Source organism: Actinoalloteichus hoggarensis, assembly GCF_002234535.1.
Lineage (GTDB): Bacteria > Actinomycetota > Actinomycetes > Mycobacteriales > Pseudonocardiaceae > Actinoalloteichus_A > Actinoalloteichus_A hoggarensis.
Window position 1 is genome coordinate 5,827,163 of the sequence record NZ_CP022521.1, and the last position, 25,481, is coordinate 5,852,643.

Sequence of the window (25,481 nt, forward strand, 5' to 3'; positions counted from 1 at the left end):
TGTGGCGTCTGTCGAAGGAGAACTGAGAGCGATCCTGGCCGGCCGCTCAGCGGCGAAGTGCGAGTCCGCGGTGCTGGATTTCAAGGAGCAGAAACCGCAGTTCAAGGACGCATGCCTCGATCTGGCGGATGCGGCAGTGTGCTTCGCCAACAGCCAAGGCGGGACTATCGTCGTCGGCGTGGCGGACGCCGCGTCGGGACAAGCGGCCTTCACCGGCTGCACTCTCGATGCGACCCGACTCCGCTCCAGGATCCACCAGCTCACCCAGCCACCGCTTCTGGTCGAGATCAGCGAACTCACTTTCGCCGACCGCAGACTTCTCAAGATAACCGTACCAGAAGGTATAGAAGTACATAGCACCACCAAGGGGTACACCTACCATCGGATCAACACCGACTGCATTCCCATGCGGCCGCTCGAGATATCACGATTGGCCGACGACAGGCGAGGAATCGATTGGTCGGCAGCGTCGAGTGGGCGACAGGTAAACGATCTGGATCCCATCGCACTTCGCTACTGTCGTCGACTCCTCGCATCTTCTGCAGACTCGGCCAGACAACGGTATGCCGGTTTCACTGACAACGATCTGCTCCGCGCCTTGAAACTGATGACCCCAGACGGTCTTCTCACGCGCAGCGGCGAGATACTACTCTGCGCCGCAGCCGCCAGCGCGCCGCAGGAAGTAATCGTGTACCAGCACAAAAGGACACAGTCCGGAGAAGCAGACGCCGTTCTACGACTTGAGACACCACTACTCCTGGCCTTCGAGGACGTGACCCAGGCGATTCGCACTCGACAAGGGATCACTCCGGTCACGCTCGTCAGCGGACAACAGATCCAGATTGAGGATTATCCTTCCGCCGCGATACGGGAAGCCCTGGTCAACGCGCTCGTTCACGGCGACTGGCGAATCAAGGCACCAATAAACATCGAGCATTCCCCACAGTACCTCCGGATCACCTCACCTGGCCCGCTCGTGTCCGGGGTGACGGTGGACAACATACTCACCAGGGGCTCTAGAGCCCGGTTCCCGTCCCTGGCCGCCGCCTTCCTTCTTCTCGGACTGGCGGAAGAGGTAGGCCAGGGCGTTGATCGCATGTACCGGGAGATGATCCGTTCCGGTCGCGACGTCCCACAAATCGAGGACGATCGCGAAGAAGTGCGCGTCCTGTTCCGGGGCCAGCCCCCGAAAACAAGGGTGACCAAATTCTTGTCCACCCTCCCACCCGAGGAGCAACAAGACACCGACACCCTGCTCATCATTCGCCGGCTATGCCAGAAGAAGACGGTCACCGCCGAGGGCATCTCTAAACTGATCCAGCGATCAGAGTCGGAAGCCCAGGATTCACTGCGCCGACTGGCCGGAAATCCGGCGAACATTCTGGAGCCGACTCGCGGAACCATCAACAGGAAGCGACCGTCGTATCGACTTCGGGCTGAAGCTCTCGCTGAACTCGGCAGCGCCGTCTCCTATCACAGTCGTGCCATGGAGGAGATCGACAAGAAAGTCGTGGAGCACCTCGACGACTACGGCGAGATCAACAATCGAACCATCCAACGTCTGTTCGACATCGACGTCTACCAGGCAAGGGACATCCTCCAGAACCTGGTCGGCCGGGGGGTCATCGTTCGCAGTTCCGCCCAGAAGCGCGGTGTGGCAGTGCGATATTCGGCAGGTCCCGCGTTCCCCGGTAAGAAGAGGCCACGGGTGCGGCGCGGAAAGGAGTCAACGCAGGGTCACCCCGGTGAGGAGGCCCTCTTCTGACCACACTCAGGATGCCTCCGCACGAGAGTCCCGGGCTGACCTGGGCTGTTACGCTCGGTCGGCGCGATGGGCAGGCGCCGGGGCACGTGCTGGTCCTGGCGGGGCTGATCCGCACGATGCTGCCGTCGGCACGAGAGCCGGGCGGCCGGCCGCCATCGCTGCGGAGTGCTCCGAGAACTCGCGCCGGGTTCGCGGCGACTCGATCACTTCGACACCGACGGTGTGCCGACGAAGAACGCCAGAGGTCCGGTCGGCCTCACCACAGGCGAACGCGGTCGGTACAGCCGTGTGGCGACATCCCGGTGCCCGCCGTCAATCCGGTCCACCCGACCGACCACGAGTACATCAGCGAGGAAGTCAGATGAAGAAGATCCACTCCGGCAAGGTGCGCGACCTGTATGAGATCGACTCCGATCTCCTGCTGGTCGCCTCGGACCGGGTGTCCGTGTACGACGTCTCGCTGCCGACGCCGGTGCCGGACAAGGGTGCCCTGCTGACTCGGCTCTCCGCGTGGTGGTTCGAGCAGCTGAGCGACGTCGTGCCGAACCACGTCATCTCGGCGACGGACGTGCCCGCCGAGTTCGCGGGCCGGGCGCTGCGGTGCAGGCCGTTGACCATGCTCCCGGTGGAGTGCATCGCCCGCGGCTACCTCGTCGGGATGGGGCTGCGCGAGTATCGGAAGAACGGCACCGTGTCGGGTGTGGCGCTGCCCGAGGGGCTCGTCGAGGGCAGCAGGCTGCCGGAGCCGATCTTCACCCCGACGACGAAGGAGTCCGACACCGGCCATGACGAGTTCATGACCTTCGAGGAGGTCGTCGAGCTGGTCGGCCGGGAGCAGGCCGACCGGATGCGGGACCTCACGCTCGAGATCTACACCCGCGGCGCCGAGCGGGCAGGCCGCAACGGGATCATCGTGGCCGACACGAAGCTGGAGTTCGGCCTGGACTCCGACGGCGTGCTCACGCTGGCCGACGAGGTGCTGACCTCCGACTCCTCGCGGTTCTGGCCTGCCGACGACTGGGAGCCCGGCCGACCGCAGCACGCCTTCGACAAGCAGATCGTCCGGGACTGGGCGACCAGCACGGGCTGGGACAAGACGCCGCCCGGACCGGCGATCCCCGAGGAGGTCGTCGCGGAGACGCGCGCCCGCTACACGGAGGTGTACGAGCGCATCACCGGCCTGCGTTGGAACGGCTGAGACCGGCGGGTCACACCGGCTGACCGGACGTGCTCGTGTCGCTTTCGAATCACCGACACGAGCGCGCGGCCGGGCCGCTCCTCGTCGACGCCGTGGCGATGCGAGAGCACCGAAGGCACCGCCGGGCGGGCGACGACCCGACGGGGCGCGACGGATCGGCGGGGACGACGGGGCACGACGGCCGACGGGGCACGGCGACCCGCCGGGCACGACCGCCGCGGCGGGCCCGCGCGGTAGCGCGGAGGACGCCGCCCGCCGGCGGCGGCCCCGCACAGCGGCGCCGAGGACGGCGCTCCCCGCCGAGCGCGGACTAGCCCTTGAGCAGGTTCCGCGCCATCACCATCCGCTGGATCTGGTTGGTGCCCTCGTAGATCTGCGTGATCTTCGCGTCCCGCATCATCCGCTCCACGGGGAAGTCGCTGGTGTAGCCGGCGCCGCCGAAGAGCTGCACGGCGTCCGTGGTGACCTCCATGGCGACGTCCGAGGCGAAGCACTTCGCGGCGGCGGAGACGAAGCCCAGATCGCCTTCGCCGCGCTCGGCACGTGCCGCCGCCACGTAGACGAGGTGACGCGCGGCCTCGATCTTCATCGCCATGTCGGCGAGCATGAACTGCACGCCCTGGAAGTCGCTGATCGGCTTGCCGAACTGCTTACGGCTCTTGACGTAGTCGAGCGAGGCGTCGAGCGCGCCCTGCGCGATGCCGAGGGCCTGCGCGCCGATGGTCGGCCGGGTGTGGTCCAACGTCCGCAGCGCGGTCTTGAGCCCGGTGCCGGGCTCGCCGATGATGCGGTCGGCGGGGATCGTGCAGTCCGAGAAGTGGATCTCGCGGGTCGGCGAGCCCTTGATGCCGAGCTTGCGTTCCTTGGAGCCGACCTCGAAGCCGGGGTCGTCGGCATGGACGACGAACGCCGAGATGCCGTCGGACTTCTTCGTCGCGTTCGGGTCGGTCACCGCCATGACGGTGTACCAGGCCGACTCTCCCGCGTTGGTAATCCAGCACTTGGTGCCGTTGAGCACCCAGTGATCGCCGTCGAGCCGGGCCCTGGTGCGCATCGACGCGGTGTCCGAGCCCGCCTCGCGTTCCGACAGCGCGTAGGAGATCATCGCGCCGTCCGAGGCGACCGTGGGAAGGACCTGCGCCTTCAGCTCGGCCGATCCCGCCAGCAGGACGGGCATCGAGCCCAGCTTGTTCACCGCGGGGATCAGGGAGGAGGACGCGCAGACCCGCGCGACCTCCTCGATGACGATGCAGGTCGCGACCGAGTCCGCGCCCTGACCGCCGTACTCCTCGGGAAGGTGCACGGCGTGCAGGTCGGCCTTGGTCAGGGCGTCCCGCGCCTCCTGCGGGAAACGCGCCTGCTCGTCCACCTCGGCGGCGTGCGGCGCGATCTCCTTCTCCGCGAGCGCCCGGACCGCCTCCCGCAGCGCCTCGTGCTCGTCCGCGAGCTGGTAGGTACCGAAGCCAGAGTTCACTCCACGCCTCCTGTTACCGCCGAGTAACAACACTGTCGTCCGCGATAGTAGCCCCGATGTGAAGGTTCGTTAACCCACCCGAAGGTGTGTCGACGAGCGGGGCGACTCGAGCCGCGCCGCGCCGAGCCGCCCTGCTCGACCGCACGCGAGATCGGGAGCGCGCGAGCCTCGGCGGCTGCTCAACCCTTGACGCAGATCACCTGCTTCAGGTGCGCGACCACCGCCACCAGGTCCTGCTGCGCCTTGACGACCTCGTCGACGTCCTTGTACGCGGCCGGGATCTCGTCCACCACTCCCGCGTCCTTCCGACACTCCACGCCCTCGGTCTGCGCGGCCAGGTCCGCCGCCGAGAACAGCCGCTTGGCCCTGTTTCGCGACATCCGTCGTCCCGCGCCGTGCGACGCCGACTGGAACGACTCCCGGTTGCCCAGACCGCGCACGATGTAGGAGCCGGTGCCCATGCTGCCCGGGATGATGCCCAGCTCACCCGACCCCGCGCGGATGGCGCCCTTGCGGGTCACCAGGACGTCGACGCCGTCGTACCGCTCCTCGGCGACGTAGTTGTGGTGACAGGAGATCTCCGGATCGAACCGGACGGCAGGTACCGTCGCCCGCAGCGCGCCTTTGACCAGGGCCATCATCGTCGCCCGATTCCGCAGGGCGTACTCCTGTGCCCAGTACAGGTCCCGCCGGTACGCGGCCATCTCCGGCGTCCCGGCGAGGAACACGGCGAGGTCGGTGTCCACCAGGTTCCTGTTGTGCGACAGCGACCGCGCGATCCGGACATGCCGCTCGGCGAGCTCCTTGCCGATGTTGCGCGATCCCGAATGCAGCATCAGCCACACCCGGCCCGACTCAGGGCCGCCCTGTTCCAGGCAGACCTCGATGAAGTGATTCCCGCCGCCTAGGGTCCCGATCTGGCGCGCGGCCCGAGACCGCAGGTCCCGTACTCCGTCGTGCAGTTGATCGAAGCGGGACCAGAACGCCTCCCATCCGCCGGTCCCCGGCACCCGTGCCGGATTGACCGGCTCGTCGTGTCGGGCGAATCCGACGGGCACCTCCGCCTCGATCCGGCTGCGCAGCGCGCCGAGGTCGTCGGGCAGATCATGATCGAAGAGAGAGGTGCGGACGGCGGTCATGCCGCAGCCGATGTCCACTCCCACGGCGGCAGGCGAGACGGCGTCGCGCATCGCGATGACGCTGCCGACGGTCGCGCCCTTGCCGAAGTGCACGTCGGGCATCACGGCGAGTCCGTGCAGCCACGGCAGGTTCGCGACGTTGCGAAGCTGCGCCATGGCCTGCGGCTCGATCTCGGCCGGATCGGCCCAGGCACGGATGGGGACGCGCTCACCGAGGATCAGGGTGTGCATGATCTGCCTCACGGGTCTGGCGGACCGCGCGACGCGGCCCGAAGCGAAGAAGAGGACGTCAGTCGGCCGCCGCGGGGCGGCCCGATCTGACGGTGACGATGAAGGAGAGTGCGCACGGCCGCGATACGGCTCGTTCACCAACGGCACGACACCGGAGCGGCGTCCTGGCGACGACCGCGCTCGGCTACGGCAGGCGACCGATGGAGTCCGCGCGGGGACTCAGCCTCGAAGCCTGGCGAGCGACCGCCCGCACCAGGCTTGTCGTCGTCGGAGATACCGCCTGCCAGACTCGCGGATCACGGCGTTCCCTCCTTCGACTCGGTTCGTCTCCTCAGACGATGCGAGATCAACGATCTCGGCTCGACGCCCGCCGAGCAAGCGATTTTCGCGAACCGGCCGACGTCACCGCCGCGACGGGCCGTCCGACGCCCGCGGACGCGCAGGCGAGCAGGCGCCCGTGCCGCCGTCCGAGGGAACACGGTCGCGGACTCCGCCTCCGCGTGCGGCGCCGCGCCCACGCCGCCCACGACGGTGCCTGCCCGGTCAGAAGGCGATAACGGCGGATGCGCTGGTGGCGGGGGCAGGCGGGCAGACGGCTTGATCGAGCGGCGCAGGAGACGACCCGGCTCACCATCCGCGCTCGCCGCGCCAGGGGCACGAGTTCGCCCGCCGCCTCGTCTCCCGAGCATCACGGCCAGGACGCCAGGACGCCAGGACGCCAGGACGCCAGGACGCCAGGACGCCAGGACGCCAGGACGAGTCTGCCTCAGCCCTGTTCGTGTCTGCCGCGGAGCGCGGCGTCCTTGTCCAGCACCAGCTGCTCCAGGTCGGCCTGGAAACCGGCCATCGCCTTGCGCAGCCGTGCCGCGTGCTCGTCGGAGCCCGCGCCCAGCGTGCGGACGGCCAGCAGGCCCGCGTTGCGGGCGCCGCCGACCGAGACCGTCGCCACCGGCACGCCCGCGGGCATCTGCACGATCGACAGCAGCGAGTCCAGCCCGTCCAGGTGGCGCAGCGGCACCGGGACGCCGATCACCGGCAGCACCGTCGCCGAGGCGACCATGCCTGGCAGGTGGGCGGCCCCGCCCGCGCCCGCGATGATCACTCGCAGTCCTCGGTCGGCCGCCGTCCGGGCGTAGTCGACCATCCGCTGCGGGGTGCGGTGCGCCGAGATGACCGCGACCTCGTACGGCACGTCGAACTCGGCCAGCGCGGTCGTCGCAGCCTCCATCACCGGCCAGTCCGAGTCGCTGCCCATGATCACTCCGACCAGGGGGATGGGCTTGGCCGTCACCGCTGTTCTCCTCCGTGGATGTCGTAGCCGTCGGTCCACCGCGCATGCGAGAGCCAGTGCGCGGCCAGTCGTGCCCGCACCGCGACGGCGTCGACGTCGTCGCCGAGCATCGTGACATGCCCGACCTTGCGGCCGGGCCGCTCGGTCTTCCCGTACAGGTGGACCTTCGCGTCGGGATACCGGGCGAACAGGTGATGCAGCCGCTCGTCGACCGACATCGCGGGCTGCTCCGGCGCGCCGAGGACGTTGGTCATCACCGCCGCGGGCGCCACCGGGTCGGTGTTGCCCAGCGGATAGTCCAGCACCGCACGCAGATGCTGTTCGAACTGCGAGGTCCTGGCACCCTCGATGGTCCAGTGACCGGAGTTGTGCGGCCGCATGGCCAGCTCGTTGACGACCAGGCCGTCCGGGGCGAGCTCCCGCCATCCGGAGTCGGCCTCATCCGCGCGCCCGGTCAGGTCGAGCTCGAACAGCTCGACGGCCAGCACGCCGACCACGTCCAGCTCATCGGCGATCCGGAAGGCGATCTCCTGCGCCTTGGCGGCCATGGCGGTGGACAGGCCGGGAGCGGGCGCGTGCACCTCCACGCAGATGCCGTCGGACTGAACGGTCCGCACCACCGGCCACGCGGCGCCCTGACCGAACGGCGAGCGTGCCACGACGGCGGCCAGCTCACGGCGCATCGGCACCTTCTGCTCCACCATCAACGGCGTGCCCGCGGCGAGCAGCTCCGTCGCCAGGCCGACCGCCTCGTCGGCGTCGGCGGGCATCCACACGCCACGTCCGTCATAGCCGCCTCGAACCGCCTTGACCACCGACGGCCAGCCGTGTTCCTCGCCGAAGGACACCAGGTCCGCCGGGCTCGTGACCTCGGCGAACTCCGGAACCGGCAGGCCCAGTTCTCGCAGTCGGCGCCGCATCACCAGCTTGTCCTGGGCGTGGATCAGGGCATCCGGGCCCGGCCGGACCGCGACGCCCTCCGCCACGAGTCCCCGGAGCAGATCACCGGGCACGTGCTCGTGGTCGAAGGTCACGACATCGCAGTCGGCCGCGAACGCGCGCACCGCGTCGGGGTCGGTGTGCATACCGACGGTGACCCCCGGAGCGACCAGTGCCGCCGGGTCCGTGGCCGCGGCGGCGAGCACCCGGAGGGACTGCCCGAGCGGGATCGCGGCCTGGTGTGTCATCCGGGCGAGCTGTCCGCCGCCGATCATGCCGACGACGGGCATCGAGCCCTTGTCCTTGCTGCTGGTGCCCACGGGCGCGGAAGCCTACCCGGTGGTGGTCGCCGGTGTCGCCGGACTCCGGTGGTCGCCCGCCCCGGCGTGCCTTCCGCAGGCAGCGGGCGACGTAAGTCCCCGGGCGGCGGTGCGAGCCCGGTCGGATCGACGCCCTCGACACGAGGGCCGGTGAACAGGGCCGTCCCGGCCAGGCCCGCCGTCCCGGCCGTGCTCGACGGTTCGGCATGCTCCGCTCTCCGGCTCCCTTCCGCTCCCGATCTCTTCTGCTCGGCGAGCCGAACAGGCTGGATCCGGCGAGCGGCACCGCACGATCCGCCGCGCCGGTGCCGAAGACGTATGCCGCGACGACGCGGAGGCGTCCGCCGGGAAGCGGGGTGCGGCACGATCTCACCCCACGGTGCCCTGCGCCCTGCCTGTCGCAGGACCCGGCGGCGAACAGCGGTACGAGGCGGTGGGACGGCCGCGGCCGGACCGGCACCGGCCGCGGCGGCGCGACGACGGCCGACACCGAGCCGTCGGGGGCCTACAGCTCCCGCCAGGGTGGCGCGGCCAGCCGACGCAGCAGCGGCGGGATCTCCTCCCAACGGTCCGGCAGCGGTTCCCGCCGGACGAGCACGGGGCCGTGCTCCCGATCGGCCACCGAGACGCACAGCCCGCGTTCCACCAGCCAGCGAGCGGTCACCAGGTGCAACGGCAGCCGTCGATCCCTCCTGGCCAGCACCGCGGCGGCGCACGGCCCGATCAGGGCGTGCGTCTCCCCGCCGTCGAACGTCCTCGTCAGGGCATCGCCGACCGCCATCATCGCCAGGCTTCGCGGCCAGCGCGGCGCCCGCCGTAGATTCACCGTCGCCACCACCAGGGCGAAGTCCTCGGCCGCCGATCGACCGGTCGCCGCGGCCTCCCGGTACAGCTCGTGCAGCCTGCGCCGGAGATAGCCCTCGGTGGCCAGCCCGGTGAGCCCGTCGCCGGCCTGCTGGTCGACGAGCCTGCCGACGGAGGCCTCCGCCCACCCGAGGGCGACGGCACGCATCGCGGCGGCGGGGACGACCGAGGAGAAGCGGTCGGCCGCCTCCCAGGCGGCCCCCGTCGCGGCGGCGTCGTCCGCATCCGGTGGCGCCGACCGGCCCGCCGTCACCGGTCCGCCCGGGCCGCGCCCGGTCTCGACATCGTCCGCGCCTTGCCTGACCGCGAGTCCGGCCGCGACGTTCGGGCAGGCCTGGCGGCTCGACCATGCCGAAAGGGCCGCTGACGGTCGCTCTCTCGAATCCGCATCGCGACGTGCGCCGTCGGGCTGGATCCCGAGGACGGCCGAGTCGGACGCCCGCTCGGTGGAAACGTCCGAATCCGGAGCGGCCGACCCTTGCTCCACGAACGACGTGTCGCCCGAGGTGGTCCATCTCGGGGCGGCGAGCGGGCCGTGTCCCGACGTGGCGGCCAGGACCGAGTAGAGGGCGGCGAGATCACCCAGTGTCGCGGCCAGGTCGACACCGTCGTCGGCTCGGGCGGCGCCGAGTTCGGCCAGGTGCGGGGTCGGGTCACGCAGGTCCGCCAGCGCCAGACACACGGCCCGCGCAGGCAGTGTCGGCCAGTCCGCGGGGAAGGGCCAGCCCGCGGCAAGGCTGGCCGACCGCCAACGGGAATACGTCGACGCCGCGATCTCGGGCGCGCCTCCCCGACCCGGATCGTGCCGCCCGTTCATCGCACCGACCGGCGTGTCGGGCTCGTGCGCCGAGGCCGGACAGGCCGGGTCGACCCCGCCGCACCGCCGCATCGACTCGGCGAAGGCGGCGAGACCCCGCGCCAGGCCGCCCCCGGCCGCGCGATCCACGGCGTCCGCGCCGGGTGACGGGGCCGTGCCGCTCGGCAGGCGGCGTCCGTCGCACGTGCCGCCCACCGTTCCGAGGGCCGAGGCTTCCGGGTCGTCCTTGTCGTCCACCTGTTCGGCATGGCTCCTCCTTCCGCCGTACCGGTGGGACGGCGAGGACCGCCCCCCATGACGGCAGGGCGCCTAGTACATTGCGGAGTCGACTGGTCACACTGGGTGGGTCATGATGTAGACAGGGAGGTCATCCGGCGTGGCGATCGTCTCCTCCGATTTGCCCGAACCGACCGATCAGGAACTGATCGAGGCCGTCAGAGCGGGTTCGGTCGAGGCCTATGGATCGTTATACGAACGGCACGTCTCGGCGGCGTACAACCTGGCACGCCAGCTGGCCAGATCGCCCGCGGAACGGGACGACCTCGTCTCGGACGCCTTCTCGAAAGTGCTGGACCGGCTACGCGCGGGCAACGGCCCCGACATCGCGTTCCGCGCCTATCTCCTGACCGCCCTGCGACACGCCGCCTACGATCGGACACGCAAGGAACGACGTGTCGAGGTCTCCGAGGACGTCGCGGCGGTGCCCGGGGTCGATGTCAGCGTCCCCTTCCATGACAGGCCGATCGCCGAGCTGGAACGCTCGCTGGCAGCACGCGCGTTCGCCCGGCTTCCGGAGCGCTGGCGGACCGTCCTGTGGCACATGGAGGTCGAAGGCCAGTCGGCGTCCACGGTGGCGCCCCTGCTCGGGCTCACGCCGAACGCGGTCTCCGCGCTGGCCTACCGGGCCAGGGAGGGACTGCGGCAGTCCTACCTTCAGGTCCACCTCGCCGAGACCCAGACCGAGCGCTGCCGGGCCGCGGTCGAACGCCTCGGTTCCTGGACGCGAGGCGGACTGTCCAGACGCGAGACCACGCAGGTGGAGGCGCACCTCGACGACTGCGCCCGCTGCCGAGCGCTGTCGGTGGAACTCATCGACCTCAACGGGACGCTCCGCGAGGTCGGCGTCCTCGTCCTCGGAGCGGGGGCGGGCGGATACCTCGCCGCCGTGTCCGCAGGCACCGTCGGCGGCGCCGGGGCGGCCGTCACCGGCACCATCTCGGCGAGTGCGGTGACCGGTGCCGTGACCGCGGCGCCTCGACAGTGGCTCACCGCCGCCGCGTCGAGCGTCGCCCTCGCCGCGGCGGTCGTCGCGGCGCTGCTCGCCGAACCCGCGCCCCGTCCCGTCGCGCAGCCGTCGCCGCCCGCCGTCGAACAGCAGGCACCGCCGGTCCCCCCGCCGCCCGAGATGCCTGCGCCACCCGTGCCTGCGCCCGACGCGCCACCCGCGCCCCCCGCCGAGTCGTCTCCCCCCGAGGACCCGGCTGCCGAGGACCCGCCTGCCGACGAACCAGGTGAGCCCGCGCTGGACATCGCCACGCCGACGGACCCGCTCGTCCTGCTCGCAGGCGGCGCGGCCGGCGCCCTGCCCGTGACCGTGACCAACACCGGCTCGGCGACGTCCCCCGTCGTGGTCGCCTCCCTCGACCTGCCGCCGGGGATCTCCGCCTGGCTCGTCGAATCGGAGGTCCCCCCGCAGACGACGGCCCGCCCCGTCGCGCTCTCGACCGCGGCGGCGTCGGCGCGGGCCGCGAGCCCGGTCGTGACGACGGACGACCACACGACGGCGGCCGCAGTGCTCTCGGCGGTCGCCACGTCGGCCACGAGCGGCCCGCCGACGATGCTCGCCGAGCCGCTCGACGGTGCCTCCGGCTCGGCGATCACCACTGCCGCCGTCGCCACCACCACCGCACAGCCGGGTGCTGGATCCACTCCGCAGGGGATCAACTGTGGGAGCGGCGTCGGCTCGATTCGCTGCGCCACCGCACGCGGACTGAACCCCGGTGAGAGCGTCGTGTTCGAGTTCGCGCTCCAAGCCTCGGCCGAGGCACGCAGCGGTCGCGTGACCGGGACGGTCGGCGCGGGCCAGGCCGCCCGGATCGAGCTGTCCGCGGTGTCCGTCGAGGTCCGGCAGCCGGTCGACGCGCTCGACCTCACCGCCGAGGTCGGCCAACGGCTCGACGGTGATCTGCCGTGGATCGGACGGGTCGTCGTCCGCCTCACGAACACGGGCACGACGACGGGACCCGCTCAGGTCGACGTCACCGCACCCTGGTGGTTCGTTCCCCGGGGCCTGTCCCCGGAGTGCGCGGCCGCCGGCCCCTCGGCGACTCCGGACACGCCGAGGTACCTCGGCGATCGGCGGATCACCTGCCGCGCTCCCGGGCAGCTGGCACCGGGCGAGGAGTTCCACCTCGAACTCGAGTTCGCCAGAGCGTCGCTGGTGGACGGCACCGTCGAAGTCGAAGGCAGGCTCGGCGACGCGCGCAGGCGGGTCGACGCACCCATCGCCTCCCCGAGCCTCCGAGCGACCCTCGATCGGCTTCCCGAGGCGTTGGAGATCGGCGGCGCGCCCGACACGTTGACCTACAGCGTGCGCAACGACGGTCGCGGCGGCTCGGCATCGATCGAGATGACGGTGCGGCTGCCCACCGGGGTTCACGCCGAGGGGATCGCGGGCCATGACTGCCGGTCCGAGGCGAACGAGATCCACTGCCGCAGCGAGGCGGGCCTGCCGCCGGGTGCGGTGCTGTCGTTCGACTTCAGCGTTCGCGCCGTGGCTCCGGCCGCGTCGGGACCGATCGGCGGGTCCGTGCACGCCGGGCTCGGCACTCGGCTGCCGCTGCCCGCGGGCCGGATCACCGTGGTCGAGCCGCCGAAGATCGACGCGGTCGCCGTGCAGGCGTCGACCCGTGGTTCCTGGGCCGTGCCGACCAGCCCACACGCCCCGCACTGGACCTACTACACGAACATCAGAATCAAGGCCGTCAACACCGGTGAGACCGAGAACCCGGTGACGGTCACGCTGGGCCTGCCGCCCGAGGTCGGAACTCATTCCTGGCACGGTCCGCCCCCACACGCCGACGACGTGTCCGCCCACACCGCGCACCTGCTGCGATGTCGAGCGCCGGGCGAGCCCGTGGAACTGCTCAGCCCGACGCTGCGTCCCGGCCAGGCCCACGAGTTCACCGTCCGGCTGTGCACCACGGGCGGCGCGACACCGCCCGCCGCGTCCGAGGTCGCCGTACACGCGATGCTCGGTGTGAGCGAGCAGGATTCCTCCATCCGGGTTCCGTGGCGCCTGTGGTGGCCCTGGCGGACGCTGGAGCCCGCTGGGCCGCGGCACTCCCCCGAGTCGGCGGAACCCACCACGGAACCGCACTCGGCGGACCCCGTCGGGCCGACGACGCCCGCCGCACCGGGCGGGCCGGTCGAGCCGGGCGCGTCGACCAAGCCGGGCGGTCCGACCGAATCCGGAGAGTCACCGCCCACCGAGCAGGCCGGTCCTGATCCACAGGGCGAGCAGGCGCCGCCGTCTCCGTCTCCGGTGCCGACGCCCGGCGCATCGCCGACGCCTACCGAACCCACCGGACCCGCTGGACCCAGCGGACCCGAGGGGCCGCCCGATCAGGCCCAGGAGTCGGACGACCGAGTTCCGCGGGTGCCCGACGCGGGTCCCCATGCGGAGCGTGACGCGGCGACACGCGTCCTGCGGACGCGATCCGCGGAACCGCGGCCGTCGAAGCACATGTCCGGCCACCCTCCCGCCGCCGGAGTGGAAGGGCTCATCCCGACCGCGCCCGCGCGACACGAATAACCCGTCCGGTGCGTGCCGGGGCGGAGGACACCGCCCCGGCGCCCGCCCGTAGACACGTCGCGACGCGATGACCATCCGAATAGATGACCCCGGCGACGGAAGGCGGTCACCGACCGTCATGTGAACCGTGCCGTGTCTGGCGTCTGTCGGCAGCTCGCCGACCGCCCCGAAATGAGGTCGACGACACTCACGGCAGCGCAGCACGCCCCGCCACGGCGCGGTTTTCGTAGACTGCGGCGGTGTCGGTCGTCGAGAGTGTGCTCAATCGAGTTCCAGAACCGCTGCGATCATTCGCGCTGCGGCACAGAGAGCTCGTGAAGTTCGCGTTCGTGGGCGGTTCGGCGTTCTTGATCGACAATCTGGTCTTCTACACGTTGAAGCTGACCGTGTTGTCGCCGAAACCGGTCACGGCCAAGGTCATCGCCGTGCTCGTGGCGACGATCTTCTCCTACGTGCTGAACCGAGAGTGGTCGTTCCGCACCAGAGGCGGTCGCGACACGCCCCACGAGGCGGCACTGTTCTTCCTGGTGAGCGGCATCGGCGTCGTCATCAACACCGCGCCGCTCTACATCTCACGCTATGTGTTCGATCTTCAGGTTCCCGAGGTGAGCCGCTTCACCCAGGAGGTCGCCGACTTCAGCAGCGGTCAGATCATCGGCACGCTGATCGGCATGGGCTTCCGCTGGTGGGCCTTCCGTCGCTTCGTCTTCCCACAGGAGAACGTGCGGGCGCGGTCGACCGTTCCCTCCTACGACCAGGACCCGCCTGCCGAGGAGGAGCCGCTCCGCTCCTGAAGGTGCGGCCCGACGGCCCTCCGAGGGCGCCGAGACCGCTCGTCGCACCAGCTCCGCCCGGCGGCCGGGGCACGTGACGTGCGAGGACGATGCAGGCCCCACTGTGAAGCCCGGCGCATATAACCGGTCCGTAGACTGCGCGGGTGGCGCTGGTCGAGACCGTTGTCAACCTGGTACCGAAATCCCTTCGAAGTCTGGCGTTGAAACACCAGGAACTACTCAAGTTCGCCGCCGTCGGCGGCATGACGTTCCTGATCGACACGCTCATCTTCTACGCGCTCAAGCTGACGATCCTCGAACCTCACCCGGTCACGGCCAAGATCGTCTCCGTGCTGGTCGCCACCATCGTCTCGTACGTGCTGAATCGGGAGTGGTCGTTCCGCACCAGGGGCGGCGGGCACGAGAGACCGCATGAGGCAGCACTGTTCTTCCTGATCAGCGGCATAGGCGTGATCATGTACGCCGCCCCGCTGTGGATCTCACGCTATGTGCTCGGCTTCGACGCGCCGGCAGTGAGTCGGCTCACCGAGGAGATCGCGGACTTCGTCAGCAGCAGCATCATCGGCACGCTCCTGGGCATGGCATTCCGCTGGTGGGCGTTCCGGAAATTCGTCTTCACCGGTCGGCCCGATCGTGTGGCCGACGACTCGGCAGACACCTGATCCGTGGCGGGGCGCATTCCCCACGGCGCACCGGAGACACCGTATTCCCGCCCGGACGGGCGAACCGTCGCATCACGGACATATCACGCCGCACGGCGGGCAATGCGACCGGATCGGTTTCGTCGGGGGCCCGGGGACGCGAATCCGAGCGGCCTCGCGCCGATCTCCCACACCCTCTTCGCCCGTCACACCAGGTTGCTACCGTCATAACTCATGACGCAGGCGACGACGGTGCGGCAGGCGGTGATCCTGGCCGGTGGGCAGGGTACGAGGCTGCGCCCGCACACCGACACCCGGCCCAAGCCGATGATCGAGATCTCCGGCCGGTGCATCATCGACCATCAGCTCGACTGGCTGGCCGAGGCAGGCGTGGAGGACGTCGTCGTCTCGGCCGGATACCTCGCCGAGGTGCTCATCGAGCACTTGGAGTCGACGGCGCACCTGCGCTCGATCAAGGTCAGGACGGTCGTCGAGGACGAGCCGCTGGGCCGAGGCGGCGGCCTCCGCTACGCAGGCGCGCGGCTGCCGGATCCCACGGCCCCGTGGTACGCCCTCAACGGTGACATCTGGACGAGGTTCTCCTTGGCCGAGCTGACGAGGCGTCACGTCGAGCAGGAGGCGGTCGCCACCGTCGCTCTCGCCCGCCCGCGCCTGCCCTGGGGTGTGGTGGACCTCGACGAGTCCGGGCGGATCAACGACTTCGTGGAGGCACCGCTCTCGCCGTACCCGATCAACGGAGGCGTCTACGTCTTCTCGGGCGAGATCCTCGCCGAGCTGCCGGAGAAGGGCGATCATGAGCGGACGACCTTCCCGCAGCTCGCCGCGCGCGGGAAGCTGGCCGGTCACGAGATCACCGGGTACTGGCGCGCGATCGACACGGCCAAGGACATCAGGGAGGCCGCCGTCGAACTCGCCGCGGCAGGCCGGGACGGCGGCTCCACCGATGCCGGGCACTCCGTGGACACCGTGAGCACGGGGGCGACGCCCGCCGCCACGAGGCCTGTCGTCGCAGAGCCACCGGCCGCCGGCTGACACCGGCCGTCGCACGACGGACCGCTCCCGACCGGACGTCCTGATCGGGCGTCCGGTCTCGCCCCCTCCCGCGAGATCTCCCGGGTCACCGGCTCGCCGGACCCCGGATGCCGCCAGGTCGCGCGCTCGGCCGGACTCCTGAGTCGACCAGGACCCGCGACCAGGCCTCGCCGACTCACCGCCTCCCGAGCCTCGGATTCCACACTGCTCCGCGCTCCGTCGGGGTCCTGCGCTGCGCCTGTCCCCGCGCCCTGGATCTCACGGGCTCACCGTCTCGCGGAACCCCGAATCTCGCTGGGCCTCCCGCCCCGGCGACCTGGCTCATCGGCGATCACGCCATGCCGCACGGCCGGACCCACGCATCCAGGCGCCATCGCGGCACAGCAGCGCGGCCTGCGCAGATCAGCACGGCAGGGCTCGACCGTGGTGCGATCCCGCCGTGGTCCGATCCCGCCGTGGCGTGGCCCGACACGGCATGACCCGACAGCCTCGCTTCGCACCATCTGGTTCACCGTGTCTGCCAGGCATGGCCTGGCTCGACACGGTGTGCTTCAGCGGCGTGATCCGACACGGCCTGATCCACTACAGCCCGGCCCCGTACGGCCCGGCCCCGTACGGCCTGAACCAGCACGACCGGGTCCACCACAGCCCGGGACCCTTCACGGCTCGCACCAGCACCGCCCAAGCCCAGCACGGCACGGTCCGATCCCGGCGTGATCCAGCACGACGTGACTCAGCACGACGTGATCCAGCACGACGTGATCCAGCACGACGTGACTCAGCGCGGCGTGGGCTCCACCGGCCACGGCATGCCGAGCACGTCGCCCGCCCTGGGCACCAGCAGGAAGATGACGAAGGTCGCCGGACGCGCCGTGTACAGCTCGAGTCTGCCGCCGTCCGCCTCCACCAGCGCCCTGGCCAGCGACAGTCCGACGCCGGTCGAACCACCCCCGGAGAAGCCCCGGTCGAAGACGTGCCGGGAGAGCTCCTCCGGCACGCCGTTGCCGTTGTCGGTGACCTCGATCATCACCATCGCACCCGACAGCCTGGCCACCACCGAGACCGTGCCCGCACCATGGATCAGCGCGTTCTCCAGCAGCACGCCGAGCGCTTCTCGGAGCCGAGCGGGCGTCACCCTGGCGGGGAGGCCGTCGCTGATCCGCAGCCGGAGTGTCCGGCCTTCGGCACGCAGCCGCTCGCGCCACTCCGCGACGACCTCGGGCAGCTCCTCGGCGAGGTCGAGCGGCTCCGCTGTCCTCGATCGAGCGGCGGTGGCCGTGGCCAGCAGGTCTTCCAGCACACGCGACAGCTTCTCCGCCTGCACGAGCGCGGCACGGGCCTCCTCGCGGTTCACCGGCTGACGCGGATCCACCAGCTCCTCCAGCCGCAGCTGAAGCGCCGTGAGGTGGCTTCGCAGCTGATGGGAGACGTCGCCGACGAGTTCCCGTTCCCGCTCCATCAGCCGCGCCAGCGCCAACGCCGAGGCGTCGAGCGCGTCGGCGACGCGATCCAGCTCCACCGCGCCGTGGCGCCGCGTGTCCGGACGGAAGTCGCCTGCCCCGAGCCGAGCCGCCCTGGCGGCGACGTGCCGTAGCGGCTCGGACAGCCGTCGTGCCGTCACCTTCGCCATCACCAGTCCCACCACCACGGTGAGCAGGACGAGCAGCAGCACCGCACCCGCCATCTGTGCCTGTGAGGCGCGCAACGGGCCGGAGGGGACCGCCAGGGTCACGGTGCCCTGCCGCACGATGGACGCCGTCTCGATCACCGGGTCGGGCCCCGGGTCGGGACCGTCCCGGACCGTGCCCTGGCCCGGTAGCGACACGGTGACGCTGCCGTCCGCGGGCACCGCGACGCGGATCTTCACCAGATCCAGCGTCTCGTCCTCGGCAAGCTGGGCGTCGAGGCTGGTGGCGATCTGTTGCACTCGACCGGTGAGCTCGCGTCGGGTGACGTCCTCCACGAGCCGCAGCGAGGCAAGTCCCAGGGGCAGCCCCAGGACCACCACGGTCACCGAGACCGCGAGGAGAATCGACTGCAGGATGCGAGTCCGCACGGCCGCCTAATCCACGTTGAAACGGAACCCGACGCCGCGCACGGTCGCGATCCGCTGCTCACCGTTGCGGCCGTGCACGTCACCGACCTTCCTCCGCAGCCAGGAGACATGCATGTCCAGGGTCTTGCTCGTTCGGTTCTCCGGGGCGTTCCACACCTCGTCGAGGATCTCGTCTCGGGTGACGACCTGCCCCGCGTGCTGCATCAGCACGCGAAGCAGCTCGAACTCCTTGTTGGCGAGCTGAACCTCCCGCCCGTCGACCTGGACGCGGCGTGCGGAGAGGTCGATCCGCACCCCGTTGGCCTCCACCGAGTCGACGGCGCGCCGCCGCAACAGCGCCCTGATCCTGGCCATCAGCTCAGCCAGCCGGAACGGCTTGGCCACGTAGTCGTCGGCGCCCGCGTCCAGGCCGACCACGAAGTCCACCTCGTCCGTCCGGGCAGTCAGCATCAGCACCGGAATATCGCGCCCCGCCGCGCGCAGCCGTCGGCAAACCTCCAGGCCGTCGATCCCCGGCAGCCCTAAATCGAGCACCAGGAGATCGCCCCGGCCCGACGTCGCCGCCTCCAGCGCGCTCGGACCGTCGTCGACCACGTGCACCGAGTAGCCCTCACGCTGCAGTGCTCGGCACAGCGGTTCTGCGATCGCCGCGTCATCCTCTGCCAGCAGCACCACGCTCACCCCGTCAGCCTAGAGCCTTCCTCGGCACCGCTCGTCCGGTTCGCCCAAGCACATCCGCCCCCGAGCACATCCGTGAAGCGGACGAAGGGGAATCACCCGTCCCCCGCCGCCCCGACCAGGTGAAGGGGCGACGGCGGCCCACGGCGACCCCACTAGGCTCGCCGGGTGTCATCTGCCGCTGATCTCGATCTCGCCCGCCGACTGGCCGACCTCGCCGACGCCGTGACCCGCTCCCGGTTTCGGTCGCGCGACCTGCACGTGACCAGCAAGCCGGATCGCACCCCGGTCACCGATGCGGACACCGCGGTGGAGGACTCGATCCGAGCACTGCTGGCGCGGGAACGCCCCGAGGACGCGGTCCTGGGCGAGGAACGCGGCGGCGCCGAGAACCCCGGTGCCCGTACCTGGGTGATCGATCCCATCGACGGGACCAAGAACTTCCTTCGCGGCCTGCCGATCTGGGCGACGTTGATCGCGCTCGTGGTCGACGGCACGCCACAGGTGGGTGTGGTGAGCGCGGGAGCGTTAAGACGTCGGTGGTGGGCGGCCCGCGGCCTCGGTGCCTGGACCAGCGAGGGCGACGGCGCCCCGTGGCGGATCGGCGTCTCGGGCGTCGATCGGCTCTCCGATGCCTATCTGTCGACCACGCACCTGGGCAGCTGGACCGAGTACCACTCGCGGAGTGCCTACCTCGCGCTGCTGGACGCCTGCTGGGAGAGCCGGGCGTTCGGCGATTTCTGGCAGCACGTCCTGGTCGCCGAGGGAGCCGTCGACCTCGCGGCCGAGGCCGTGGTGAACGCATGGGACGTCGCCGCCGTGCAGGTGATCGTGGAGGAGGCCGGGGGCCGGTTCAGCGACCTGGACGGCGTCCCCGACTACACCGGGGGCAGCGCGTTGTCCTCGAACGGGCTGGTCCATGACGCGGCGCTGGAGGTGCTGCGGAGCAACCGCTGACCCGCCCGGGCCGGTCTCTGGTGAGCAGGTCGCGAGCGGGACGGCGGCCTCGGCTGCCCGACGCCGTAGCCGCGCTCGGGCGGAGCTCTCCCAGGGGCGGCCTGGTCGTCGAGGTGATCGGTCGACGACGGAACAGGTGATCGGCGAGCACGGACGGCCGATGCCGCAGGGATCGGCGCGGCTCACACGTCGCCCGTGCTCGGCGGGCTTCGATCTGGTCGACGTCGACCGCGTGGACGTCGGAGGGCCGGACGCCGAGTGTGTGCACCTCGGCCGCCGTGTGGGCTCCGGCCTGGCGCACACCGGCTGAGCGAGATTCGGCTGGGCGAGATTCGGCTGCGTGGTCATGGCACGACCATGCTTGAGCGTGCCCGTATCGCGCACGGTCGGCGGGCCGTGCCTGTGGACAACTCGGCTATGTGGACAACCGCCCTCCCGACCGGGTGAATCCCGGCGGGACGTCTGGTGCTCTGTGCTAGTGACCCGAACCGATTGCCGGCGACGGGTGGTGCCGGAAGCCGTGCCCGACGCACCACCCGCCGCGGTTCGGTCAGCCGTCGAGACGGGCCGCCGAGTTTCCGGCGTCCTTCGACAATCGGATGGTGGGGATTCCCGTGGGCGGGGTGGCGTCCGACTCGTCCGCGCTCCGGCCGCCGTTCGTCCCCGCCGCCGCGGGGGGCACCGGTCCCGACCTGGTCGACGACGGCTGTCCCGCAGGACCACCGGCCGTGTCGGCCCGCGGTCCCGACTGCGTCGCGGACACGCCCGGCGGCGGCGACGTCCCGGCCGGTGCGGCGGGCGCAGGCTGCCCGGCGACCGCCGAGTCTGCCGCGTCCGGAACCGACCCGGACCCGGCGGTCCGCGGCGTGCCGACCGCCGTCGAGGGCGGACTCCCGATCACCCCTCGCACCGTCTGCGTCCAGGCCAGCCTGCCGAACAGGTAGAGACAAGCCACCTGCTCGTTGGTGAACCGTGCCCAGTCGTAGCGGTTGCCCTGCTCCCGCCAGAAGACCTCCCAGGCGGTCTCCCCGCCGGGAGCCTCCTCACGCAGGACGCACCAGGTGTCATCGGCCTCCGCTCCCACCGAGACGACCTGGGCGGGCACGCCGATCCTGACCAGCCAGTCGAGCAGCGAATCCATGTTCATCGAGCCGGTCTCCTCATGCCTGCGGCACTGTCTGGGGGATGTCGGCCACCGTGGCGGACACCCGCGCGGCAGGCGCGTCCTCGTCGACGGCCAGATACCCCGCGCGGAGCAGTTCGGCCACCGACTGCGTCAGTCGGAATCGCAGGCCGCCGCCCGGCTGCGCGAACCAGGGCGCCGAGACGGCCCGCCACGCGGGCAGCGGCCGCTGCACCACGTATCGCGCATACGGACGGTCCGCGTACCCCGGTGGCAACGACCGTGTCGCGAACCGGGTGTCGGCCTCCGCCAGCACACGGCCCTCCGGCGTTCCGAGCCGATCCAGGGCGGTGCCCGCCGCCAGGACCACCGCTTCGCTCCCGGCGGGGTCGGCGGCTCCTTCCGGGAAGAGTTCTCCCGGCGGCCAGGCGTACTCGGCGGGCGCGCCGTGGCCCGTCGCGGCCGCACGCACCACGAACCGCCGGTCCCAGGCGCGTTCGTGCAGATCGCCGAGCGGGTCGTGGCCGGAGAGCAGCGCAGGCGGACACGTGCCCTGCTGTTCCGGCGCGGGCTTCGACACCGAGCTACGCAGGTCGACCAGCTCCGACTGCGGGTGGTCCTGCGGCGGGAACCGGATTCCGGGGGCGAAGTCGGTCTCCCGAGGCGGCGCAGGCAGCTGCCGAGCAGGCCTCGTGCTGGGCACCGGCAGATGACCGAGGGGAAAGAGGTTCATGGTGAAGGCGAGCAGTTCGGCGTCCGGCTGCTGCGTCGGGCGCACCGCTCGGCCCGCCGCGTTCTGATCGGCCGGCGCGCCGCCGAACAGATCGGCGCCCTGGGCCATCGGCCCGATCGACTTGCCTGCCACGGGGCCGCCGCCCGCCACGTGGGCGACCATCGCGCCGCCACCTGCGGGCGGCGCACCGCCGAGACCGGGCGCGGCGCTCGCTCCGGGGCCTGCCGCCAGGCCCGGTACGCCGGGGGCATGCGGAGCCGGAGCACCGCCGAGACCGGGCAGGCCGCCCGCGGGCGGCAGCTTCGCGGGCGGAGCGGCTCCGGGTGCGGCCGCCCCCGGAGCGCCCGCGCCGGGAACGGCGGCACCGCCGCCGATTCCACCGGGCGCTCCGGGGCTCACCGGAGCCCCGGGCACGCCGGGTGCGGCGGGGCCGCCGGGGAGACCCATGCCGCCGGGCGCGCCGGGACCGGGCAGTACCGGCATCGGGCGTCCCGGTGCCTGCGGCTGGCCCGCGCCGCCACCGGACGCAGGCGGTGCCTGGCCGCCGCCCCCGGACGGCCCGGCGGGCGCCTGGGGGCCGGGGGCGGGCGGCATGTTCTGCGCTGGAGGCGCGCTGGGCGCCGGTGCTTCGGGGCGGGGAACAGGCGCGGGCGCGGCCTCCGGCGGCGGGCCGGAGAAGGACGGCGTGAGGCCGGGCGCGGCGGGCGCGGCGGGCGCGGCGGAACCGCCGCCACCCGAACCACCGCCGTGACCGCCCGGACCACCGCCGTAGCCGCCCGAACCGGCCGAGCCCCCGGGACCTGCTGGGATGTTGATCGGACCGGTGTTCATCGACGGGTCGGGGGTGTAGACCGGCGGCGAGTAGACGGGCGGCCCGCCGCCCTCGGCGGCCGACGCGGGAGTCGCGGCGCGGGCGGCCTGATCCACCACGCCCGCAGGAATCGGCCCGGTGCTCTCGGGGTCGAGATCGCGCAGTTCCGCGGGTGAGAGACCGCCCGACTCGGCCTCCTGCTGCTCGATGAGATCGTCACCCCAGGTGAACCCCCGGTTCTCGGCGAGCTCGCCCGCGTCGGAGCGGGCGAGTTCACCGGACTCGACCATCGAGTTCACCAGTTCGGACAGCACCAGCGGGGGCGCGTCGTCGAACCCGTCCTCCTCGCCGGGATCGGCGTCCTCGTCGCCCTCGCCGCCGTCCCGGTCGCCCAACTCCGGCAGCACGGCGTCGGGGTCGATGCCCAACAGCGCGGCGAGATCCGGATCGAGCAGCTCCCCCGCAGTCGTGCCCAGCGGCTGGAAGGCCGACATATCGCCCTCGTCGGTGACGACGTCGGGCAGCGCCTCGCCCGCCTCCACGTCCACCGCGGCGGCGAGAGTCTGATTGACCTCGGCGAACTCGGCCTTGGCACCGGCGAACAGCGAGTCGAGTTCGGCCTCGGCCGAGGCGTCGCCGTCGGCGGCCGCCTGTTCGGCCGCGTCGGTCCGGACCGCGAGCTTGACGAGCCTGCGGATGATCTCCACCTTGGTCGCGGCGATCTGATCGGCGGCGAACTCCAGCTGCGCGGCCGCCTCCTCACAGCCTCGCACGATGGAGGAGAACCGGCCGTCCTCGGCGACGAAGAGCTCCCAGTGCTCGCGGGCGGCGTCGGCGGCGTCGCCCTCATAGCTCTCGAACGCGCCCTCCACGTGACCGTGTGCGTCGGTTCTCGACTCACGCACGGCGGCAGCCGCGGCGCGCCACGCCTCGGCCAGCGACCGCATCTGGTCCTCGTCGGCCTCCGGCCACCGGACCCCGGCCCGCTGCGCCACGTCGGCCAGCTCCTCCGGAAGCTTGATACCCATTTCTCCACCCCTGTCCAGAAGCGACGGACGGTCAGCGAGACCCGGCGTCGGGCGATCCGACCAGGCCCGCGTTGTGCTCGTCCACTCCGGTGTAGTCGCGCGCCGTGGCCTGGAGTCGGTCGCGCATGTCCAGCAGCTGATCCGGCAGCGCGTCCATCAGCGCGAGCACGTGAGAGGCCGGGTCCAGGTACCGCGCGGAGAAGCTGCGACCGATCTCGTCGACACCCCAACAGCCCATCCTGTCGGTCACCGCGCCACGCAGCGTCTGTGTCGTGTCCTCGATCGACCCGGAAGTCCCGGTGAGTCTGCCTGCCTGCGTCTCCAGCTGCTCTGGATCAACCCTGAACATTCCTGCGCCTCCCTTGTGCTCGACGACCGGGCTGCGCCGAAGTCGGGCCGTCGGTCCTCGGACATCCGCTAACGCCAGCCCTTGTTGTCGAAGACGGTGGACTGGACGGGTCTCTCCTGCTGCGTCGACGTTCCGCCGGCCTGCCGACGATCCGCCGTCGAGGGGTCGTCGGTCGCGCCGCGCACGGTCGCGACCACTCCGGCGGCGGCCGACGCGGCGGCGGCCGACGCCGCATGGATGGTGTGCTGGATGAGTGCGGCCAGCTCGGCCGGGCGGTGTCTTCGATAGGCGTGATCGGCGATCGCCACCCGGTGGACGGCCCCGCGATGTCCCACGGTGACCGCGACCGACGAGTCGGCGCTGACCACTGTCTCGCTGATCTCGGCGAGACGCCTGTGCACCTCACCAAGCTGCTCTCGACTGCGTCGATACTCGCCGAGCAGCCGCTCCACGCTGGCTTGGTGGTCGGTCACCATGAACGCCTCCGGTAATCCGGCCGCCGACAGATGTACCGGTGTTGGACGGCGCGGTCGACCTTCCGGTTCCCGCGAATCCGCCACCTTTTCTCGGCCGGATCGGTTGCCCCTCAACCGTTGCCGACGGGCAGGGTCGGTGCGGGTGAACCGGCGACGACGCCGTCGAACGCCGTTCGACGGTCAGTCGACGATCGACGACAGACCCGGCGGGCGAGGCGACGAGCCCACGTCGGCGGGCCACGGCGTGAGGCGGGGTTCCGGCGCGAGCAGGCCGGTGCGCACGGCCGCGTGCACCGCCCTGGCGAGGGCGCCGCCGATCCGCGAGCGGGGGCCGCCGTAGCGCTCCGGCTCGCCGTCGGGCGGGCACAGCACGATGGTGGCGTCGGTGCAGGTGCCGGTGCCCGGCACGCCGACCTCTCGGAAGGCCTGTGCCTTGGCCTCGGCCACGGTGGCGATCGCGTTGACCAGCGCGCCCTCGGTGAGCCGAACCGGGAGGAGACAGACGGCGTTGACGGTGCCCGGCGTCGCGGGATCGGAATCGAACTCGGACTCGGGCGCGGCGGCCCAGGTCGGGTGCTTCCCGACACCGGTCGTCACACAGGCCGACACTCCGTGATCGACGCGGGTGACCTGATCCCGGACGTCCACGGCGGTGAGCAGCCCGACACCGGACCCGGCGCAGCCGAGGGCGGTGCCGATCTCGGTCAGGTGCACGGCCGGATCGGGCCGGTCGTAGTCGTGACGCACGGTGGCGTTGCAGGCCCAGTGTCGCTCGCCGATGCCGCCGCCCAGCACCGCCGAGGAGATCGACAGCCACGGCGTCGGCAGCCGCCAGGAGAGCACGGGGAGCCCCGCGACCATGGCGAACGCCGGTCGGGTCGTCACGAGCGCTTCTCCTTGTTCCGCGGATGCCGACGGGACTGTCTACCG

At 71.4% G+C, this 25,481-nt stretch carries 18 protein-coding genes and 1 pseudogene; 7 read left to right on the forward strand and 12 right to left on the reverse strand.

Translation table 11 applies throughout. The features are described 5' to 3' along the window. Position 1 precedes the first annotated feature (1 nt). Entirely contained in the window at positions 2-1,765 is a 1,764-nt protein-coding gene (locus tag AHOG_RS24795) for an RNA-binding domain-containing protein (protein WP_093943464.1), read from the forward strand. Between the two features lie 361 nt (positions 1,766-2,126). Beyond that, positions 2,127-2,963 (forward strand): phosphoribosylaminoimidazolesuccinocarboxamide synthase, encoded by an 837-nt coding sequence (locus AHOG_RS24800; protein ID WP_093943465.1) that lies wholly within the window; start codon positions 2,127-2,129, stop codon positions 2,961-2,963. Between the two features lie 310 nt (positions 2,964-3,273). Here the strand turns inward: AHOG_RS24800 and AHOG_RS24805 are convergent, their stop codons facing one another. The 5 genes from AHOG_RS24805 to AHOG_RS24825 form a co-directional block, all read right to left on the reverse strand. Further along, positions 3,274-4,437: an acyl-CoA dehydrogenase gene (locus AHOG_RS24805; RefSeq protein ID WP_093943466.1), complete on the reverse strand. Its 1,164-nt coding sequence runs from the start codon at positions 4,435-4,437 to the stop codon at positions 3,274-3,276. A gap of 179 nt (positions 4,438-4,616) precedes the next feature. Further along, positions 4,617-5,807: an RtcB family protein gene (locus AHOG_RS24810; RefSeq protein ID WP_093944790.1), complete on the reverse strand. Its 1,191-nt coding sequence runs from the start codon at positions 5,805-5,807 to the stop codon at positions 4,617-4,619. 766 nt (positions 5,808-6,573) lie between these two features. Then, entirely contained in the window at positions 6,574-7,062 is a 489-nt protein-coding gene (purE, locus tag AHOG_RS24815; RefSeq protein WP_093944791.1) for a 5-(carboxyamino)imidazole ribonucleotide mutase, read from the reverse strand. Between the two features lie 32 nt (positions 7,063-7,094). Further along, positions 7,095-8,357 (reverse strand): 5-(carboxyamino)imidazole ribonucleotide synthase, encoded by a 1,263-nt coding sequence (locus AHOG_RS24820; RefSeq protein ID WP_281258051.1) that lies wholly within the window; start codon positions 8,355-8,357, stop codon positions 7,095-7,097. 505 nt (positions 8,358-8,862) lie between these two features. Next, positions 8,863-10,275 carry a hypothetical protein gene (locus tag AHOG_RS24825; RefSeq protein ID WP_093943467.1) on the reverse strand — a complete coding sequence of 471 codons (1,413 nt, stop codon included), beginning with the start codon at positions 10,273-10,275 and terminating at the stop codon, positions 8,863-8,865. A gap of 139 nt (positions 10,276-10,414) precedes the next feature. Here AHOG_RS24825 and AHOG_RS24830 point away from each other — a divergent pair, with 139 nt between their 5' ends. From AHOG_RS24830 to AHOG_RS24845, 4 genes are all read left to right on the forward strand, one after another. Continuing rightward, complete coding sequence (locus AHOG_RS24830; protein WP_093943468.1) at positions 10,415-13,852, forward strand: sigma-70 family RNA polymerase sigma factor; 3,438 nt, start codon at positions 10,415-10,417, stop codon at positions 13,850-13,852. Between the two features lie 239 nt (positions 13,853-14,091). Beyond that, on the forward strand, positions 14,092-14,646 hold the full coding sequence (locus tag AHOG_RS24835; protein ID WP_093943469.1) for a GtrA family protein: 555 nt from the start codon (positions 14,092-14,094) through the stop codon (positions 14,644-14,646). 143 nt (positions 14,647-14,789) lie between these two features. Beyond that, positions 14,790-15,308, forward strand: a complete 519-nt coding sequence (locus tag AHOG_RS24840) for a GtrA family protein (protein ID WP_093943470.1) — start codon at positions 14,790-14,792, stop codon at positions 15,306-15,308. A 213-nt stretch (positions 15,309-15,521) separates the two neighbouring features. After that, a complete protein-coding gene (locus AHOG_RS24845; RefSeq protein WP_093943471.1) occupies positions 15,522-16,340 on the forward strand; it encodes a nucleotidyltransferase family protein in 819 nt (272 codons plus the stop codon). 778 nt (positions 16,341-17,118) lie between these two features. Here AHOG_RS24845 and AHOG_RS24850 read toward each other — a convergent pair. Continuing rightward, positions 17,119-18,396 carry an ATP-binding protein gene (locus tag AHOG_RS24850; protein ID WP_093943472.1) on the reverse strand — a complete coding sequence of 426 codons (1,278 nt, stop codon included), beginning with the start codon at positions 18,394-18,396 and terminating at the stop codon, positions 17,119-17,121. Positions 18,397-18,402: 6 nt separating this feature from the next. Then, positions 18,403-19,077 (reverse strand): response regulator transcription factor, encoded by a 675-nt coding sequence (locus tag AHOG_RS24855; protein WP_093943473.1) that lies wholly within the window; start codon positions 19,075-19,077, stop codon positions 18,403-18,405. A 165-nt stretch (positions 19,078-19,242) separates the two neighbouring features. Between AHOG_RS24855 and hisN the strand changes: the two genes are divergently transcribed. Further along, positions 19,243-20,031, forward strand: a complete 789-nt coding sequence (gene hisN / locus AHOG_RS24860; protein WP_093943474.1) for a histidinol-phosphatase — start codon at positions 19,243-19,245, stop codon at positions 20,029-20,031. Between the two features lie 883 nt (positions 20,032-20,914). On the opposite strand, the pseudogene AHOG_RS24865 reads toward hisN, so the two are convergent. From AHOG_RS24865 to AHOG_RS24885, 5 genes and pseudogenes are all read right to left on the reverse strand, one after another. Then, positions 20,915-21,178 (reverse strand): annotated as a pseudogene (locus AHOG_RS24865) (hypothetical protein); the annotation flags it as partial. A gap of 13 nt (positions 21,179-21,191) precedes the next feature. Next, a complete protein-coding gene (locus tag AHOG_RS24870) occupies positions 21,192-23,726 on the reverse strand; it encodes a TNT domain-containing protein (protein WP_093943475.1) in 2,535 nt (844 codons plus the stop codon). Positions 23,727-23,757: 31 nt separating this feature from the next. Beyond that, positions 23,758-24,075 (reverse strand): WXG100 family type VII secretion target, encoded by a 318-nt coding sequence (locus tag AHOG_RS24875; RefSeq protein WP_093943476.1) that lies wholly within the window; start codon positions 24,073-24,075, stop codon positions 23,758-23,760. Positions 24,076-24,143: 68 nt separating this feature from the next. Next, positions 24,144-24,551 (reverse strand): YbaB/EbfC family nucleoid-associated protein, encoded by a 408-nt coding sequence (locus AHOG_RS24880; protein ID WP_093943477.1) that lies wholly within the window; start codon positions 24,549-24,551, stop codon positions 24,144-24,146. A 180-nt stretch (positions 24,552-24,731) separates the two neighbouring features. Further along, the gene (locus tag AHOG_RS24885; protein ID WP_245856432.1) at positions 24,732-25,436 is read right to left on the reverse strand and encodes an adenosylcobinamide amidohydrolase; all 705 of its coding nucleotides are present in this window, start codon (positions 25,434-25,436) and stop codon (positions 24,732-24,734) included. Positions 25,437-25,481 lie beyond the last annotated feature (45 nt).

Bases quoted from the DNA above. Each gene is read 5' to 3' on its own strand.
- AHOG_RS24845 (WP_093943471.1), top strand. From the start codon at position 15,522: ATGACGCAGGCGACGACGGTGCGGCAGGCGGTGATCCTGGCCGGTGGG.
- purE (WP_093944791.1), bottom strand. From the start codon at position 7,062: ATGGGCAGCGACTCGGACTGGCCGGTGATGGAGGCTGCGACGACCGCG.
- AHOG_RS24810 (WP_093944790.1), bottom strand. From the start codon at position 5,807: ATGCACACCCTGATCCTCGGTGAGCGCGTCCCCATCCGTGCCTGGGCC.
- AHOG_RS24870 (WP_093943475.1), bottom strand. From the start codon at position 23,726: ATGGGTATCAAGCTTCCGGAGGAGCTGGCCGACGTGGCGCAGCGGGCC.
- AHOG_RS24800 (WP_093943465.1), top strand. From the start codon at position 2,127: ATGAAGAAGATCCACTCCGGCAAGGTGCGCGACCTGTATGAGATCGAC.
- AHOG_RS24875 (WP_093943476.1), bottom strand. From the start codon at position 24,075: ATGTTCAGGGTTGATCCAGAGCAGCTGGAGACGCAGGCAGGCAGACTC.
- AHOG_RS24880 (WP_093943477.1), bottom strand. From the start codon at position 24,551: ATGGTGACCGACCACCAAGCCAGCGTGGAGCGGCTGCTCGGCGAGTAT.